The following is an 18,192-nucleotide window of genomic DNA, read 5'->3' as shown; positions in this document are numbered from 1 at the left end:
GCATCGTCAAGCAGCTGCAATTCGTACTTCATATTATCACGTTGAGGCTCACTGATGATCCGATAGGCGGTATTGCCCCTGGCAAGTAATTTATATTCAGCAAAAGTGCCATTGGACATATATCCGGCGATGCTGTCATTGACACCGATAATATTACTAGAAGAGGTCAATTCTTCTGGTGTGGCGATAGTATTGACTTTGAAGTGGTATTTTCCGGCGCGACTCAGTCCGTAAACGCGTAGCGTATATTCTCCTGGGGCGCGAACACCAATGCCCCAATCGAGCTTTCTTTCAGACCAATTAACGGTATTGAATAGCTTATTTCCAGCATCGTCAAGCAGCTGCAATTCGTACTTCATATTATCACGTTGAGGCTCACTGATGATCCGATAGGCGGTATTGCCTCTGGCAAGTAATTTATAGTCTTTCGTCTCCCCATCTGATAAACGCCCCTCGAAAGAAAGGTTTGCTGACTTATTGTTTTGTTTCATTTTCTTAGCAGGTTTAGTTGAGGGAGGGTAAGGCACTTTACTTTCATCAGAGCTCTCATCTTTTGACAAGTCACCCATTTTAATTTTTTCCAAATCCGTGGCATATCTGAGAATGACTCTTCGAGATATATCCGCCATCATGTCCATTCTTAAGACAGTTCCTGTGTTTCCCTCTACTGATACCAACATGCCTATAGGGTAATCGCCCACGGTGATAATTGACCCGCTCATACCTTGCCTAAACTTTTTGCCGTTTTTTAGTTTGATATTAAAAGTTGTATCAACAGCTTTATTGGTTATTTCAATATCAAATACTTCTAGGCGGCCTTGCTGGTGTTTGTAATTTAACTTACCGCTTGTTATGACGCCCAAGATTGCTTCAACTCGCTCTCCTCCGCCATTCCAGCTACTTTCTTCGCATGCCGATACGTCTTTTAATTTCACCAGAGCTAAATCTTGTGGATACGTGTTGATTAACTCGCCTTTAAGTTTTTTTCGTAAACGTGTTTCTATCAATATACCTTGAGCAAGTGTTACAACATGGGAGGGAGTGTAAAGAAAACAGCTTTCACCAATTGGCCTTAGTATTCCCTGGCCTTCTTGATGTGGAGTTTTTACAAAAGCATCCGATGCTAAACTTAAACTTGTGAATCCAGATAAAATTAAAGCTACAAGATAATTAGTCATCAGTCTCATTATTAGGCACCTTTTTATCAGAATTAATTTCAGCTATGGTGGTAGCGTCCTGAACCTGTAAGTCGTCTGTATTTCTAGGTATATAGGTTAGTCTGATCAATGTTGTAATCATAAACATCACAACTTGAATAACGATAAAACTAATACTAAGAGCAATGGTTAGCGCATTGTCACTGTATAATCTTTCGAAGAAGCTGATACTTATAGGGCTACCTTCATTAGATGAAAATGGCTTAATGATACGTACCTCCCCTCCTTTTTTATTGAAAACACCTTTCATTTCCTTTTCGTTAAAGCTAACTGTCAATAAGCCAGTCGCTGCACTTTTATTATCGGATGGAATTAACACAGTATCTCCAGTACTAAGAGAAATAGAGGGTAACGAAATTGGATCTTCGAACCAAAAACTTGAATCCTTTACTTCAATTTCACCATTTGCCAAGAATGCTGGCATTGAGCGTGTATCGTAACTCAATGTTTTTCCTAATGTGACATCGCCAACGAGAATTGCTATGAAATCAGGGGAACTTTTTGTGAGCTTGATATCCACAGTAAATTTTTCTTGAATAACACACCTGCCTTTGCGTGTAATTAACTGTGCTAGTCGTGTGCTTTCTGGTTCCGGCTCAATATTGATCTGAATGAGGTTTAATGTTTTTAACCGGAGAGTCACGCTACTGTTTTTGTAAAAGGTCAGCTCTCCTTGGTTATACCATTTTCCTTTGTTTAGGCCGGGGCAATCAGAATAACCTTTAAGTAATCTAAATTCAGGAAGAGTTGCATTTGGGACAGATGAATCGTTTGGCTTATAACCTACTACTTGTGTCGAGACATGTATTGAGTATTCTGTATTGGAGTCTAGTTTAGTAATAATCGCATGAAATAATATGACAAAGAACGTTATCGCAGCGGTTACCGCGATGACTAACAGAGTTACTGTAGGTGTAACTAGGTTTTCGGTGTTTAGTTTTGATAGCAGCTTATTGACATCAATAGAAAACAAATTTTCTTCACTCACTTGATGTCCAAATTATATAGTCTTTGCCACTGCTATTATATTCAGGACTAAAAGTGATAATTGTTCCCGGACCAATTGTGTAATTGCCTAGGTCACAAATATGGTTAAACGCCCGGGTATATTTGGCTTTTATCATCCGACAATCAAGAGTAATAACTTTACCACTTTGGTTTTTAAATGTGATATTTGGGTTTCCCCCCCCACTGTTCATTGAAAAATGAATTGCATTAGATGTAGGTGCGCCCCATGAACTGGGAAATACCTCCTGTATATAATCTCCAAACATGTCTTCACTATCAACAAAAACAAATACAGCAAGTTGATCAGGTAAATACTTTAAATACTCTTTTTTATATGCGGTGGGCAGTTTTATCTGAATCCAGCCAGTTTGATTTTTATTCAGCTTTATAGCGGCATCTGCACTATACTTCCCGTCTATGCTCGTAAGTACAATATGCACAAGAGGTTTGTGTGAAGGAATATACAAGTATAGCTGCTCTGGAGATGCGTGGCTAAAGCTGCCAGGGACATATGAGGCAGCTAAAACTGAACCACTAACTTTTACGTTATCTGCATAACTTTCATAAAAATCTGTACTGGAAACCTCTAAAACAGTTTGCGCTGAAACTGAGGTTAAGCACGAGATTGAGATTACATACAAAGCACAGGTGGCTCTTGGAGTCATAAACAAAAAATCCATTTTTCTTTTAAACTTAGACAAAGTTAGTGGGATTTTCCAAGTGTGAAACTAATTAATCTAGAACATCTGTGTTCGGCTCTGTTCAGTATCTTAGTTGATGACCCAGCAGATCTGCACCGGTTTTGATGTGATGGACGCACTTCCCTTCTAGCACCGTTGTACCAAACTAATGGTGCAACCAGTAAGAGCAGGAGTAATCATCATGTCTATTAAAGTTGTCGGTATCGATATAGCCAAAAACCTCTTTCAAGTATGCGTGTTGAGTTCTGATGGACAAATCTTGTCAAACCGAAAGGTAAAGCGTGACAAGCTTCTTGATACAGTCCGTCAATTACCTGAGAAAACGGCTATTGCGATGGAGTCATGCGCAACTTCGCATCATTGGGGCAGAATATTTCAAGAGCTGGGACATAGCGTAGCTCTTATCCCAGCTCAGCACGTAAAGCCATTTGTTGGGCGACAAAAGAACGATGCTAATGATGCGAGAGCAATTTGCGAAGCATTTTCTAGGCCTGATATTCATTTTGTTCCTGTTAAGTCTGTTGAGCAACAAGACCTCAAAGCAATACGCAATGTCCGTAAACGCTTGGTGGAGAACAGAACTGCCTTGTCGAACCAGATCAGAGGACTCGCCGCTGAATACGGAGTGGTTTTCCCTTTGTCTATTAAAGCTTTGCGAAGTCATTTACCGATAGCTCTTGAAGATGCAGAGAATGATCTTTCCCCAGTAATGAGGAACTTACTGCAAACTTTATACTGTGACTTTGTCAGCCTTAGCGAAGAGATAGATGAAATGACCCAAAGTGTCACCATGTTGAGTCAGCAAAATCCAAGGTATGAGGCTATTCGGAATATTCCTGGTTTTGGTCCGATTTTGACAGCGGCACTGATTAGTGAGGTAGGTACTGGACACCAATTCCAAAATGGTCGCCAGTTCTCAGCATGGTGTGGCCTGGTTCCAAAACAAAATAGTACAGGTGGAAAAAGTTGTCTCGGCTCTCTATCGAAGAATGGTAATCGCGAATTAAGAGCATTACTTATTCACGGCGCTCGCGCAGTGGTTCGGTGTGGAGCTAACAAAGTGGATTCTATGGGAGCATGGTTGAGAGGACTCATTGCACGCCGAGGCAAAGCAAAAGCGATTGTCGCTCTTGCAAACAAGCTCGGTCGGGTAGCATGGCACATCTTGATGAAAAATAGTGAATACGATATTAATCAGGCCTTTAAGCCTGTTTGATAAAAAATAGCAAGTTCTAAGGAGTTATCCTAGAGAAGCAACTGAGTTTGCAATAGCTGATGAATAAACGGTGAACCATCCTTACTACACTCTGATAACGCAACATGGTTATTGAAACCGAGGCTTTGAAAAGACAGTGAGGGGCGGATTACATCATGGCGCAGGTTTATTATCGACCTAGAAAGACGTCGGATATATGTTAGCGACCGTATCATTCAATTAGCCATTGCATCCTGAGGTGCGTCCATATATGTTGCTTAATTCGGTGAGAAGACATGGTAGCCCCATGTTGATCAGTTCTTAAACAACATACCGAGTTTCAGGCATACCAAGCCCTGTAAGCTTGTTCAGCGCTTTGATCATAGCGTAAGTCTCGCCAACCTGAGCATTATAATTTCTTAGACTTAATTTCCCACCTAGCAACTGTTTTACTCGGTACATTGCGGTCTCTGACAGAGAGCGCTTATGATAGCCATACCGCTTTTTCCACTTCTTGTTGGAGCCGTAGAGCTTCTGGCAACCTACCGCTAAGTTACGAGGATGCCCTTGCTCCCAGAAGGCTGCTCCTTCTCTTGGCGGGATGAGCGGAACCGCTCGCTTGATCCGTATGGCATCATGGCAATTCCTTGTGTCATAAGCGCCATCGCCTGATATCTCAATGATTTTACGACGTGTCTGCTTGAGTAAGTTGGGGAGCACTTCGGCATCAGTGACGTTAGATAAGCTCAGCTCTGCTGCGACTATTTCGTGGGTGCTTGTATCTACCGCGATATGCAGCTTACGCCAGACTCTTCGCTTCCCATCAGTTCCATGCTTCTTGACCTTCCATTCACCTTCGCCATAAACCTTGAGGCCAGTGGCATCAATTGCCAGATGTTGTATCGCACCTCTGGTTTTGGTTTTAAATGAAACCTCAACTTCCTTAGCTCGGCGGCTTATACAGGTGTAGTGTGGGCAAACAAGCGGGATGTTAGCCAGCTTAAATACGGACTCTAAAAAACCTTGCAGCGCTCTCAATGGCATAGAGAAAACGCGTTTCACCATCAGAGCGGTAGTAATGGCTAAGTCGCTGAATCGGCGAGGTCTACCACGCTTGCCTTGTTTGTTTTGCTTCCACTCGGCTATCGCTTCCTCATCAATCCAAAAGGTCAGAGAACCACGGTTGATTAAGGCTTTGTTGTACTGCTTCCAGTTAGTTGTTTTGTAACGAGGTTTAGGCATGAGGCTACGATGCTTGATGGGTGTAGCCGATCAGATCGTATCTTTTTGATTTAGTTCCATCGATTTAAGCAACAAAGCCGTGTAAACCTTAACCCCAGCAAAAGAAAGGCACCCGATAAAGAGACGCCTTAGTGAGGATGAATTGGCTTAATCCAATTATCTTATCTTAAGGATATACCCGCAGTTTGAACATACGTATACTTCTTTAATACCTAAGATTCTTTCTATAACAGACCGCTTTCTGCGTTGATAATAAATGCCATGTTTACACATAAACCTACTTACTTTGTTTAATGTTTTCTATATTACAAAATTGATAATAACGACCTACACCTAATGTTTATCAAATATCTCATTAAGTAGTAGTAACTCTTCATCAGATAAAGTATCTTTCGGTACTATCTTTTTTTTTGTAAATATCTTTTTTTGTAATTGTTTTATTTGCTCTTGAGACATAATTTCAATCGAATTAATAAGCTCATTGAACTTCACTTCATCCATTCGTACGAGTAAATCCATCATTTCAACACACATAAGCACTTTGATGCTGTTCTATTGTAATCATAAAGTCTTAACTTTCACAAGGGTTTGTTGCTTAGTTCTATTGAATTAAGCAACAAACCGTTAATTAGCCGAGGTTCATGCGCTTTCTGCATTGATGAATGAAAAAAGTGGAAGCAAAGCAAGGTGATCTACTCCAGTGAGACTGGGCGTTCTATTAAGGGGCTTTTAAATACCGAACTTTATCCGTATTTTTCTAATTTAAGTGGTTACTCTAAGAAGGTTCTGTCCAGGGACGTTTCTGCTTTTCCTGACCTTACTAAATGTGGTTGCCAAACTTTATGTTGACCAAAAACACTAGGAGGAGGTCATCATGAGAAAGTTATCTTCTGGTAAATGCAGCGGCATCAAAAGGCCATTTAAGCTTGAAGAGATCTGGCGGATTAGAACTAGGCTGGAGATTGAAAACGATCTAATGAAGCTTGCACTACTGAACCTAGCGATAGATAGCAAGTTAAGAGCGAGTGATTTGCTAAAGCTACATGTTTACGATGTTTCTTCGCAAGGAGTTATCTATGAGAGGGTTCAGTGCATTCAGCAAAAAACGGGCACCGATGTCCACTATGAGATTACTCCGAGAACGCAGCAAAGTATTAGCAGGTGGGTTTTTGCAGCATCCCTAGAGGCAAGCAGTTTTCTATTCCCGAGCAGCCGACGATCTGGGCTACCTATCAGCTACTCATTTTACCGTTCTATTATCAGAAACTGGGCTGAAAAACTGGGATTGAATGCTGACTATTACGGCACTCATTCCATGCGCCGTACTAAAGCTACTTTAATCTATGCCAGAACGAAAAACATCAGGGCCGTACAGATCTTACTTGGACATTCGAAGCTAGATAACACAATTCGATACCTTGGCGTTGAGCTAGAAGACGCTCTGAGGCTTTCTGAGAAAACAGACTGCTGACAGGCAGGAACTGTTACAGGCTTTTCTTCTGAAAAGCCTGTGTCCCATTACGCGTTAAAATTTTGGTTATAAAAGTATGATTCAGATTATATGGACTAATGTGGATAACTCCCCACAGTCGATCAAAAAAGCTATTCAATACATATCTTGTAGAAATACCGTAAGCCAAGACAACACTGATTGCATCGAAAGCTCACTTATGGGTGAGCTTTCGCCTATCTTAGCTTTAGTCAATATTTTCATTATCTTCTCGTTTTGCGGTGCAAACCAACCTACTCCTTTCAATCTCAAGATCATCCTCGGTCAAGAAATTGATTCTCCACTGAACAGGTTTTTGTTTCTTGAAATTTTTATACCAAACGAATGAGATAATGCCATCCTTGATAGAGTATTCTCCTTCGAAGTTTCCACTGCCTTGCATGTTCCAGCTCGCCTTTCCGTTTTCGTGAAAATACATACTGCCAGCCCATCCGCCGCGCCCGTTACAGCGGTCTTTCCATCCGCCTAGTATTGTTTTCTTCGTGAGGGCGTCATCTTGCAGAGTATTTTGGGATTCAGCCATCAATTCTCTCTTGCGCTTAAGGTTGTCGTTGTACTCTTTAACCTTTTGCTCGTTGTGCGCATCAAGCCAAAGCCTAATCTTGAGGCAATCCTTTTAGCTAGCGCTATCTTAACCGAAGCGCTAGCTCTCCCAAACTCACTTTGCCATACAAAAAGTAATTTATGAATTGCTAATTTAAGTAGATGCTCTAGCTGATTTCTGTCCAAAAATGAGTTTCGGTCTTTGTTGTCCATCGACAATAACAAAGTTTAAATCGCGAGCACTATTGGTTTGAGTTAAGATTCACCAAGCCTATCCCCTATCTCAAAATGCGCCGCCACTACCGGAGCGGCCATGACACCGATTGAACTACTCGAAGACGTGAAAGCGAGATTCCCTATCTTGCTCCACGACGACGAAAAGGCGCTGTTAAGCCTACTGCGTAAAGCGCTGACCAAGTACCAAGAGATTGCCGGATTTACCACTAAAATCCGCATCCAACAAAGCGACTTAGCCGATAGCAATCAGTTTGAATTACCGTCCGACTTTGCTGCAAGGCTGGTGGTCAAAGATGACCGTGGCCGTTATGTGCGTAGCGAGGTTTGGGGCAACGTTCTTGAACTGAAATTAACAGGCGCAGAAACATTCCCACTGACATTGATGTACATGCAAAACGTACTCAATGAGCCGTTTGATTCGTTCCAGCTTCCAACGCCGTGCATTAGCTTGCTTGGCGACTATCTGGAATTGCTGATCACTATCCCGAACGCAGAGCGTCAACGCCGTATTGCCATAGCTGGCAAGTTGGATGTGACCGATATTGCTGCCGAACCTGACTTAGCCGCACGTAAAGCCGAGATTGAAAACTCAATGCGCGCGAACCGTGCCATTGTTCCACCAGTATCGTTGCTCTAAGCGAGGCGGCCATGAATCCATACATGCAGCTCGCCAAACGCGCGACCAATAACTTTATGAATAAGCCGTGGCTGCAAGGCTGGCAATGGGCGGTAGAAATCGACTCGCCGGACGCGCCAACGGACTTTGATATTTACGTAAAGGATATTGATTTTGGTGCTGGCTCTATCGATGCGGATTCATTCCAAGTCGGTTCTGGCTCGATTGCGCTGCCTACATACAGCAGCGTTGGCGAAATCACGCTAACGGTTCGTGATGACCAAAACCTGACTGTTTCTAAATGGTTTGAAAGCCGAATCAAGAAAGTCAGAAACCAAGACGGCACACTCAACATCCCCAAAGAGTACGTGTTCAAAATCAACATATTCACGCTCAATGAGGACGGCAAAAAGTCACTCTATAAGAGCTATCAAGTCTTTCCTACCAAGATTGGCAACGTGATGTTTTCACGCGAAAACGGCAACCAGATCCAGTCATTCCCGCTCATTCTCCAAAAATTTATGTCTGTAGGTAACAAGGTACTGTAATGCGCATTCCATCATTTCCACTACCAAGTAACATTTCAGAAGTGATTGAGTTTCGAGTCCCAACCGTGGAAGACGCTCTATTGTTCTGCGACCTCAACGAGTACCAAGAGGAAGCCAACACAACTCGCTATCTGAACCACATGCAAGACACCAGTAAGCGCCCTATGAGTGATAGCGGCCTATGGACTGGTGAAGATCGCCGCGCAGCATTGTGGTGGATTTTTATGTCCACCAGCGAGCTAGGCACTATTCCCTTTAGCTATAAGTGCGAGCACTGCAAAAAAACTCACTATCTCGACCTCAATATGGGCGAGCTAATGGAATCGGCCAAAGCGCTCAATGGATTGCCAAAACAAGAGATCACCTTAAGCGTGAAAGGCAAGTCATACCTAGCGAACGTGAAACCACTAACCGGTTACGAAGCGGAGCAACTTGAGAACATTCGCAATGAGCGCGACCAGTACGAACCGGACAGCGCTGAATGGAAGCAGCAAGCGAATCACATGGCGCTCACTGAGCTGGCCTACTGCCTAACGTTCGAAGATCAACCCAAAGACCAAGACGATGCCCTAGTGTGGAAAATCGACCTATTGAAATCGATGTACCTCAACACGGAATTTCGTGTGGCCTTTGCCAAGGTTGAAAAGTGCCTACGCAATGCGCGTCACGGATTGCTCACCAAGTACGACGAGGGGCGTTACTACCTAGTCGCCACCATTCCGCAGTGTCAGAAAGTTATCGAGCAAGGAGGTGAAGCAACTCGAACGTTGCTCTTACCCTTTCGGCATAACGACTTCATTACAACGTTTTGATTACGTTGGTTGGAACGTACTGATTGAGAACTTAACGATCTACGGTGGCCAGCCTATCGATGCGGTATTCAAAACACCTCAAACGATGGCCATAAGCCTAGATAAAGCGCTCCAAGACAAGGTGAAAAATGGACAGAAACCAAACAGAGGTTGATCTTTCACTGGTTGTTGATGCAGTGAAACGAGCCAGTGACAAAGAGCTGACCGTGCTATCTGAGATTAGTCGCAAACTCGATGGCAAGACTCTACCAACGAGCCAACAAAAGGCCGTCCTTGCAGTGGATACAAAGGGCATCGAAAAGGCGGTAACTAAGGGCGTTTCCAATGCCTCTCTTAACGTCTCTACCATTCCGAGCATTAATCCACAAAAAGGATTAACACAACAATCAAGCGGCACACCTAAACCAAGTGCAACCAAGACCAAGCGTACAGGTGAAATTGAGTTGTCATTTGCGCCTAGTCAGCCAGCAGAAACACAAGCTAAGCCGGACGCCAAAGCGATCGAGCAAAGCAGCTCTGTAAGTGGCGTAAAGTCGATTGCTGACACGCTGAAAAGCGAGGACGCGCGCGAGCAAGTAAAACAAGCGCCCGTTGTCGTGAGTGTAGAAGCGCCAGAATTCAATTCTGAACGTTTGGATACTTCAATCCTTGATGATGTGCCAGAGAAGTTAGAAAAGGCTGTCTCTGACGCACTGGCAGAGTTTGAGGGCTATTGGGAAGACGCTAACGGCAAGCTTCGACGCTCCGATGGTCGCTATGCGAGTAAGCAAGAGCAATCGGCTTACAAGAACGCACAGCAAACCGCATTAGAGCGCCAAATTGAAAAGCAAACCGACACGGAAAAGGAAAGCCAGAACGTTTTTGCCAAGGTGGCCACCAGCCTTAAGCAACTGGCCATCAATAACGTGAAAGAGTTCCTACAGGAAGAAAACGACGCGACCGATGCGGCTGGCGCTGCGGCTGGTGGTTCGTTCTTCTACTCCGCTAAAGAGCTTTATCACTTGGGGCAAGACGCTAAAGAAGCATTGGATGATGTGACTGAAAAAGCCACCTCAACCAAGGACAAGCTAAAAGAATCGAAACTAGGCCGACTCTTTACCCGAGGCAAACAAGCGCCAGAGGCAGACAGTCAGGCCGTCACAGCCATAGAGACAGTTAGCCATGAACAACTATCAGCGACAAAAGATTCGTTCGAGACAAGCCATTCAACGCAAATTACGCCTAGTGATCGACCTAACCGTGATGGTGCTAGGGGTAACGATCCTGTCAATCTTGCTAGGGGCGATTCTAGCCGGATAAGCAAGGCCAGTGAGCTAACGAGCACCAAAGATCAGAGCTACCGAGCAAACATGCTTGAAGTGCTCCATGAGTCGAGTGCTGATCGTGAACGCCAGTTTGATGATGTGCTAGACAAGCTCGATGATCTGATTTCGGCAACCAAAGCAGCGGGGAACGATGGCCAAGGTGGTTTATTTGACTTGGCTGGCGATATGTTTGAACGCCGCAATGGTCGTAAAGTTGGCGGTAAGCGTGGCCGAGTTAAATCGGTTATGTCAGGCATTGGCAGCAAAGCCTCAAACGTGGCCAGCAAGGGCGTATCGATGGCGGGAGCTGCCTTTAAAGGTATGTCTAAAATCGGCTCTGTTGCTGGCAAGGCGATCCCTTTCCTTGCTCCGGCCTTAATGGCCTACGATGCGTTTAGCGGATTTACAGACCAAGACAAGCAGAAAGAGACGTTCAACCTCAAAGATGGCCAAGAGGCGACAACTGGCCAGAAAAGCTCAATGGCATTGGCGAACGTGCTCGATTTGGGTGGCCTAGTCAGTGGCGGTGCTGGTTTGCTTGGTTCGGCGCTTGGGGCGTTCGGTTTGGATGGCGCTAAGGAAGCATTAACCTTTGATTCTGGCGATATGGCCAAAAGCATTTACAAGCTATTTGGCGGTGAGGTTGAGGACGACAAAGAGGCTAAGGATTCTAAGGCTGAGAAAGCTCAACCAGAGAAAGAAGAACACCTCAAGAGCGCCGAAGCCTACCACACGGCTCAAGCGTCCGGTGATGAGAGAAGCATGCGCGAGCTTGATGCAAAAAACTCAATTCAAGTGACCTCTCAAGAGGTATCGCATAAGGCCAGCGAGCAAGGCATTAGCTACAAAGAAGCTTACTTAGCTGTAAAAAGAGAAAAACACATTAGCCAGGACAAACGTGTGCAAGTGGCTAATGAAACAGGCATGGATATGTCCGGTATGGTCGAGCATCCCGAGCTTGGCCAAGTTTACTCGCCAGATAAGAAAGCTGAACAAGTGGCCGCCGTCGATGCGGAGATCAAACGCCGTAAAGAGGCTGAGGCCGTAGCCGCACTAACCAAGGCTGCAAACAACACGCAAACCAACAGCGTGACCACAGCCAGCCATGAATCATCCATCAATACCGAGCTAAGTAACCAGAAAACGGACACTCAATCCATGGTGAAAGTGGACACCGAAAACACCTCGAATAAGACGGTTGCGACTCAATCATCCATTCAACGCAATGAGCGAGTTAGCGAGCTGCAAGCACAGGCAGCAATGAAAGACCTCAAAGAGAGCGGCAAGCCTCAAACCGTGGAACTTAGCAAACATTCACTGGATGCCATTGGGCGCGCGGTTAGCGGCAGTGATAACAACAAACCGACCACTATCTTTGCAGCGCCTAGCGGCAGCTCAAGCAAAGACAAGTCAGCGTCAGCCACTAAGGCTAGCGGCTCTATTCCTCTCAACTTTGATGACCGTTCGTTACAGCGTCAAAGCGCTGATATGGAGTAATAGATGAGCCAAGAAATTGATTACTTACTACGGGTCGATATTGACGGTGTAAAAGTAGCCGATGAGAAACACGCGATCGTTGCGCGCGTCTCTGAATGGCTCGATACACCTCAAGGCCAAGTTTGGGGCGCTCCGCAATGGGGCAACAGATTAGGAACATACAAGCATGAACCAGTAAACGAAACCACAGCAGCAGCTATCGAAAACTCAATCCTATTAACCCTCCCAATTGACGTGAAAGGCGCAGTGGTTCACGGCATTGCCGTAGAGCCAAACGTCAGCGGTATCGATGCCTACAAATTGACGATCGTTGTGAACGGTCAAACGTTGGAAAGAGGTATTACGTTTTGAGTAAGTTAGAAGAAGTCAAAAAGACCTTTAACGAGGCGATTGCTGGTTCAAGCTGGTGGTCGCGTCATATTGGTTCGCAGTTCGTTGACTACCTTTGCTTGTTTGTGGCCAAGATTGTTGAACGTGTGGCAGCGATCAGTAGCCGTGCATTACAAGAGTCTTATTTGACGTTAGCCACTAAACGCACCTCCATTTTGGCGGGTGCTGAAACTGAGGGCTATGTAGGTCGAAAAGCAGCGCCATCGAAAGGCCGTGCGCTAGTGACCAATACCGGAACTAAGCGCGTTACCTTGCCGAAATACAGCCAATGCGTTGCTGGCAACCAATTACGCTACACGCTAATGGAAGCCATCGATCTCATGCCACAGGAAAGCGCGTCTGTAGAGGTTCAACAGTTCGAAGTGTCCAAGATGACCTACACGGTCGATGAGGGGCATAACTGGTTAGCCGTTGCGTTCCCACAAGAGCTGACTAAGCGCATTCATAACATCATTGTGCGCGTGAACGGTGAAGTGTGGGAGCACGTCTTTAAGTTTCGTAATACGGACGGCAAATCCAAAGCCTACATGGAATATTACAAGCCAACCGACCAGCTAGGCGTTCGTTTTGGTAACAACAATAACGGTCGCGCGCCAGCTACGGGCGATGTGATTGAGTTTGAGCTATGGCTGACTAATGGTGTAACTACCCTACTCGATGCGCAGCCTTTAGAGCTCATCGATATGGGTATTCAAAGCGCCTATAAAGACCAGCTCGCCATTAAAACGGCCACCAGCATTATCGGTGGTGCAGAGCCAGAGGATATTGAATCTATCCGAAACAACGCCCTTTACTCGCCAATCTATGACGAGCAGATTGCGTGGGACTCGGATTACATGACCTTTGTTAAGCGTAATGTTTCGGGTGTTACTTGGTTGTCTATTTGGGGCGAAGCGGAGCAGGAAAAACTCACTGGAAAACCTGACGTTCGCAACATCAACACGATCTTTATTTGCGCTTACTCTGCCGATAAAACCGATGAGATTTTGAATAAGGAAATCCAAGATCTATTCGCTGGCCGTGAGGGCTATAACGAGCGCTATAAGCTGGTGGAGCGCAAGGACGTGCCATTTACGGTGACGGTCAAAGGCAAGCTTTACCCAAACTCAAATCCAGAATGGGCGACAAAGGTATTGGCCGATGCGTTGGATGCGAAATTTGGTAAGCAAGCGAGCCGTAATGAGCGTATTACCAAGAACCAGATTTGGGATGTGATCCAAGACCTCAACGCGACATTAGGCATTAAGGAATTTGAGGTTGAGGTAGTCGGTATTCTTGACCGTATCCCTATCGATACTTACCACTACTTGAATGTGAGCACGTCAACAATTCAACTGAATTACGACTACTCACTATAAAAGTTTTCGCATGCGAGAACTTTTTCGCACGGAGCATGGAAAACACGGATGTTTTCGCATGCGAGAACTTTAGGAAACACTATCCTGTATAGTTTTCGCATGCGAAAACTTTCAGACCAACAAGGCGAAAATATGGCATTTGGAGACTTTAGAAAATGGCTATCTGGCCAGCTAACCAAGGCGCGTCAAAAGGAAACCGCTTGGGTAGATTTAGCAAGCGCGATCGCAGAGTCAATTGAAACCCACGTAGAGTCATACATTGAAAAGCTTAAGGCACGTTCGTCTCTGTACGAAATGGATAAAGAGTCGCTGCTAGAAGATATTAGAGAGCTGCGAAAAATCTTCCCACTAGGCGAAGTGGCCGATGAGGACTTGCCGCACGTTGTGATGCAGCGTAAGGACGAAATCCACTTTAAAAAGACCATCTACCCGCTTATCTCTACGCTCGCGCGTGAGTTTAAAGGGCTACGTGTGAAGTGGGAACGAATCTACGCACCAGTAGACCAAGAGCGATTCCCATACGGCACGTTCTTAGTTCCCGAGTCAGAGTTAGAACTGCAAAACGGACTAAACCCGAGCGACTTTTTCCTGACCAGTCGCGGCGCGATTCGAATCCCTTTGAATGACATTGCAGGAGAGGGCGGTATCACCGAGGAAGCCATTCGAGCGTTCGAAGCAAAAATCAGACGAGTGGTACATCCACTTATCCCGCTACGCATCGTTTTAGATGGCCAATTGTACTCAATCGAGTTCGAAGTCATGGATATGGTGGAAATTCCCCACTATTCCGACCATGTTACGGTTGGAAAACAGGTGGCGACCGATATAGAATCAACACCAAGCTATAAACAGGACTTTGTTCGGACTGGAACGACGACACAGGAAGAACGTCCAGTTAGCCCGATGTATGGTACACCTCGAATGGATGCTATCCCCTTGGATGCGATCTCCATTGATAGACGGTACTATTAATCCCTATTCCTATTCCCCGTCCCATTAAAGCGCCACGACTTATACGAGGTCGTAAAGGTGCTTACACAAAAAGTAGTCCTATCGCAGTGTGAACTGCTTAACCGTTATTACGACGAACGCGCCTTGTCGTCGTTGCCTACCAATGGTACTGAGCCTTATTTCCAATTTGGCGATCTTGAATGGGGTTTTGACCTTATCCAAGAAATTGAGGGCAAGCCTAGCTGCATGCCTATTCCACTGGACAAGAAAACCATTGAAAACGTGTTTTACCGTTCTAAGGCCAACTATGCCTATGTGAATGGCAACATCGTGATCACGGCAAACTTGCCAGCGGGTACGCTAGCAGAAGATGAACAACACCAGTTCTCTTGCGTGGGCGTGAAAGATGCAAGTGGCGGCCTAATTCTGGTGGCTGTCACGCAACCAGTTTGGATTTACTCAGACCGTGGCCTATCGATTGAAATCGTGATCAACACGGCTCGCACGGATAGCGCTAGAGTGGCGCAGGTTGGTGCATAATGAGTCGCCCAAACTTCGAAGAAACAATCATCATTCCGCCACTGCTAACGGACTGGCAAGCGCTACCGCTTATCACCGATACGCAGTACCTAGAACCACTGGCCAGTAACAGCTTAAACCGCAAATTTTACGGCATCGTTCGCGCTGGTATTTTCCGTGGTTTTGAATGTGCTCCGGCTGGTGGAATGAAACTGCGTGTGAGCAGTGGTGAAGAATTTGGCGTGGCGCTGGTTGAGCGTGACGACTACATCCTAACTGTTCGCCAGCAACACGATATTGATGTGGAAATTCCGGCGGGTGCTACGTCATACGTGGTGCTCGAAGCGTTCTATAAGTTCGGCGTAAAGACAAAGCAAGTCGATTTAGCGTCCGACATTGAAGCGTCAGAAATTAAGGTACTGCCACTGGAATCGGTCGAAGATCATCATTTGATTTTGTGCCGTGTCACCGTGCCGGATACCGCTAGCCAACTGGAAAGCGAACACCTTAACTTTGATGACCGCAAGCAAGGCGGCTATGACCTCGAAGGGCACATTTCACATCCAGACCCACACAATCAATATGCGATGCGCGCCGAGGCTAAAGCGCACTACGCAGACCGTGAAAACCCGCACCACGTAACCAAAGAACAAGTTGGCCTTGGATTGGTAAACAACTGGGCGGCAACCAGTGAGATTAACGTAGATAGCGATCAGCTGTATGCCACGGCAAAAGCGATCAAGTTAGTCCACGATAAAGCGGTCGCAGCCTACAACAAAACGGTTGAGCATTGGCCATATATTGCGGCTGGTGGCGAGACAAGAATCGCATTGCCTTATGAAGTGCCAGAAGTGGATGCAATGTCTATTCAAGGCATTGTGCAGACCAAAGGCAGCGCTTGGCAGTTCCTCAAAGACACGAACGAAGTCGAAGTGGCCGAGCCACTTGAGGCGGGTGATGAAGTGGTGATTACGCTTGGTTCGCCATCGGCAACATCAAGCACGATCATTGCCGAGCTTCAAGAGTACATCGATAAGCTTGAATCCATCATCAATAGCGGCGCTACTGGCTCGCCTATGGAAGTATTCCATAGCCACTTCCCTAATACCTCGAACACATTCGCTATCCCGCCAGCATTTGCAGAGCGAGCGATTAAGCTTGTGTTCCTACAAGGTGTGCAGCAATCGAAAGACTTTGCTTACACCATTGTGCCGGACACTGGTGTTATCCAGTTTGTTGACGAAATTGCAGCAGGAACGGAGATCACCTTGGTCGGCTAATCAGTTTTCAAATTCCCCTAACCCTATTCCCCATAAATGCCCTTTTTAACTAACAAATAAATTGGATCTTTTATGGCTACACAAAACAAATTAACTCGCATTAACCGTCTAGTTTCTGACTTAACAGCACAAGACGTTGGCGCATTGCCAGTAGGCGCTCGCGCGGCAGACGCATCAAAACTTGAGGGCAAAACTAAAGCTCAAGTTGTTAGTGAAGCGCGCGCGAACCTTGTCCCTACCTCTCGCACTATCAATAACAAGCCACTAACAGGTGATGTGACTCTGACTCACTCAGATGTGGGCGCAGCGCCAGCAAGCCACACGCACGACTACATCCCTAACAACAAGAAAGGCGTTGCAGAGGGCGTGGCTACGCTAGATAGCACAGGTAAGATCCCACAAGGCCAATTGCCAGCTATCGCTATCAAAGAAACGTTCCCTGTTAAATCAGAAGCGGAAATGCTTGCTCTGACAGCGCAAGAGGGTGATATGGCAATCCGTTCGGATCTGCGTAAATCATTCGTTCTTATGCGCCAACCAGCAAGCACACTAGCGAACTGGCAAGAACTGTTAACGCCAACAGATGCGGTTTCATCTGTTAACGGCCAGCGCGGTAACGTAGTGCTTGAAGCTACAGACGTAGGTGCAGAGCCAGCGTTTAGCAAAAACACAGCGTTCAACAAAAACTTTGGTAATGCCGCTGGCACAGTAATGGAGGGTAACGACTCTCGCGTATTGAATGCAGTACCAAAGACTCGCACTATCAACGGTCACGCGCTAAGCCAAAACATCGAGCTAACAGCAGAAGACGTGGGCGCGCTAGGCGCTGGCGAAACTGCCGCTAACGCTGCGAAACTTGAGAACTCAACAAAAGCGCAAATCATTTCAGAAGCACGTAGCGGCCTTGCTGCTAGCGGCGCGTCATACACCAAAGCGGAATCTGACGGTAAATACGCGACCAAATCAAGCGTAGCCGCAACAATCAAAGACGCGATCCGCACTGTCGATATTACACTAGAAGCGGCATCAACTACCGTCACTCTACCCGCAGGTACTATCTCTGCCGTTCTTGTTCTAAGCGTATGCGGTGTAATGCAAAACGCAGGTGTATGGAGTCTATCTGGCAACACAATTACGTTCGGTGAACAGCTACAAGCTGGCGACATTGTGACTGTTATCGGCTTCAAATAAGCCATGCCCTTTCCTTTCCTACTTTCCCCACTAACAACGTGGCTCCGGCGCTTTGTAGGAGTTGCTAGTCAAT

The 18,192-nt window shown here is 45.8% G+C and carries 18 protein-coding genes; 12 read left to right on the top strand and 6 right to left on the bottom strand.

The features are described from left to right. The 3 genes from R7F64_RS19385 to R7F64_RS19375 all read right to left on the bottom strand — a co-directional run. A partial coding sequence (locus R7F64_RS19385; RefSeq protein ID WP_318072013.1) for a hypothetical protein occupies positions 1–1,187 on the bottom strand: 1,187 nt, incomplete at its 3' end. Then, on the bottom strand, positions 1,171–2,205 hold the full coding sequence (locus tag R7F64_RS19380; protein ID WP_318072012.1) for a hypothetical protein: 1,035 nt from the start codon (positions 2,203–2,205) through the stop codon (positions 1,171–1,173). The genes R7F64_RS19380 and R7F64_RS19385, both read right to left, overlap by 17 nt. Then, complete coding sequence (locus R7F64_RS19375) at positions 2,198–2,890, bottom strand: hypothetical protein (protein WP_318072011.1); 693 nt, start codon at positions 2,888–2,890, stop codon at positions 2,198–2,200. Before R7F64_RS19375 ends, R7F64_RS19380 begins: the two co-directional genes overlap by 8 nt. Before the next feature lie 217 nt (positions 2,891–3,107). On the opposite strand from R7F64_RS19375, the gene R7F64_RS19370 reads away from it, so the two are divergent. Next, a complete protein-coding gene (locus tag R7F64_RS19370) occupies positions 3,108–4,142 on the top strand; it encodes an IS110 family transposase (RefSeq protein ID WP_318072010.1) in 1,035 nt (344 codons plus the stop codon). A 300-nt stretch (positions 4,143–4,442) separates the two neighbouring features. Here R7F64_RS19370 and R7F64_RS19365 read toward each other — a convergent pair whose 3' ends face one another. Further along, positions 4,443–5,363 (bottom strand): IS5 family transposase, encoded by a 921-nt coding sequence (locus tag R7F64_RS19365; protein ID WP_318072009.1) that lies wholly within the window; start codon positions 5,361–5,363, stop codon positions 4,443–4,445. 333 nt (positions 5,364–5,696) lie between these two features. Further along, on the bottom strand, positions 5,697–5,885 hold the full coding sequence (locus R7F64_RS19360; protein WP_318072008.1) for a hypothetical protein: 189 nt from the start codon (positions 5,883–5,885) through the stop codon (positions 5,697–5,699). 352 nt (positions 5,886–6,237) lie between these two features. Here R7F64_RS19360 and R7F64_RS19355 point away from each other — a divergent pair, with 352 nt between their 5' ends. Further along, complete coding sequence (locus R7F64_RS19355; RefSeq protein ID WP_262652351.1) at positions 6,238–6,834, top strand: tyrosine-type recombinase/integrase; 597 nt, start codon at positions 6,238–6,240, stop codon at positions 6,832–6,834. Between the two features lie 226 nt (positions 6,835–7,060). Here the strand turns inward: R7F64_RS19355 and R7F64_RS19350 are convergent, their stop codons facing one another. After that, positions 7,061–7,396, bottom strand: coding sequence for a hypothetical protein (locus tag R7F64_RS19350; protein ID WP_318072007.1), 336 nt, complete (start codon positions 7,394–7,396; stop codon positions 7,061–7,063). 333 nt (positions 7,397–7,729) lie between these two features. Between R7F64_RS19350 and R7F64_RS19345 the strand changes: the two genes are divergently transcribed. The 10 genes from R7F64_RS19345 (at position 7,730) to R7F64_RS19300 (ending at position 18,119) form a co-directional block, all read left to right on the top strand. After that, positions 7,730–8,290 (top strand): hypothetical protein, encoded by a 561-nt coding sequence (locus R7F64_RS19345; RefSeq protein ID WP_213967099.1) that lies wholly within the window; start codon positions 7,730–7,732, stop codon positions 8,288–8,290. An 11-nt stretch (positions 8,291–8,301) separates the two neighbouring features. Then, complete coding sequence (locus tag R7F64_RS19340) at positions 8,302–8,817, top strand: hypothetical protein (protein ID WP_054866402.1); 516 nt, start codon at positions 8,302–8,304, stop codon at positions 8,815–8,817. Further along, the gene (locus tag R7F64_RS19335; protein ID WP_318072006.1) at positions 8,817–9,629 is read left to right on the top strand and encodes a hypothetical protein; all 813 of its coding nucleotides are present in this window, start codon (positions 8,817–8,819) and stop codon (positions 9,627–9,629) included. Before R7F64_RS19340 ends, R7F64_RS19335 begins: the two co-directional genes overlap by 1 nt. Before the next feature lie 128 nt (positions 9,630–9,757). Continuing rightward, positions 9,758–12,430: a hypothetical protein gene (locus R7F64_RS19330; RefSeq protein WP_318072005.1), complete on the top strand. Its 2,673-nt coding sequence runs from the start codon at positions 9,758–9,760 to the stop codon at positions 12,428–12,430. A 3-nt stretch (positions 12,431–12,433) separates the two neighbouring features. Then, positions 12,434–12,781 (top strand): hypothetical protein, encoded by a 348-nt coding sequence (locus R7F64_RS19325; protein ID WP_024703838.1) that lies wholly within the window; start codon positions 12,434–12,436, stop codon positions 12,779–12,781. Beyond that, positions 12,778–14,178 (top strand): hypothetical protein, encoded by a 1,401-nt coding sequence (locus R7F64_RS19320; protein ID WP_158157466.1) that lies wholly within the window; start codon positions 12,778–12,780, stop codon positions 14,176–14,178. The genes R7F64_RS19325 and R7F64_RS19320 overlap by 4 nt, the downstream gene beginning before the upstream one ends. A 99-nt stretch (positions 14,179–14,277) precedes the next feature. Then, positions 14,278–15,150 (top strand): phage tail protein, encoded by an 873-nt coding sequence (locus tag R7F64_RS19315; protein ID WP_262679445.1) that lies wholly within the window; start codon positions 14,278–14,280, stop codon positions 15,148–15,150. Between the two features lie 57 nt (positions 15,151–15,207). Next, a complete protein-coding gene (locus tag R7F64_RS19310; RefSeq protein WP_158157462.1) occupies positions 15,208–15,669 on the top strand; it encodes a hypothetical protein in 462 nt (153 codons plus the stop codon). After that, the gene (locus tag R7F64_RS19305) at positions 15,669–16,928 is read left to right on the top strand and encodes a hypothetical protein (protein ID WP_158157460.1); all 1,260 of its coding nucleotides are present in this window, start codon (positions 15,669–15,671) and stop codon (positions 16,926–16,928) included. The genes R7F64_RS19310 and R7F64_RS19305 overlap by 1 nt, the downstream gene beginning before the upstream one ends. A 72-nt stretch (positions 16,929–17,000) precedes the next feature. Continuing rightward, positions 17,001–18,119: a hypothetical protein gene (locus R7F64_RS19300; protein WP_318072004.1), complete on the top strand. Its 1,119-nt coding sequence runs from the start codon at positions 17,001–17,003 to the stop codon at positions 18,117–18,119. Positions 18,120–18,192 lie beyond the last annotated feature (73 nt).

The sequence above is a fragment of the Vibrio sp. Vb1980 genome (assembly GCF_033338615.1).
In the GTDB taxonomy this organism is placed as follows: domain Bacteria; phylum Pseudomonadota; class Gammaproteobacteria; order Enterobacterales; family Vibrionaceae; genus Vibrio; species Vibrio alginolyticus.
The sequence above is the reverse complement of the archived record's forward strand: the minus strand, read 5'-3'. Positions and strand labels throughout refer to the sequence as shown.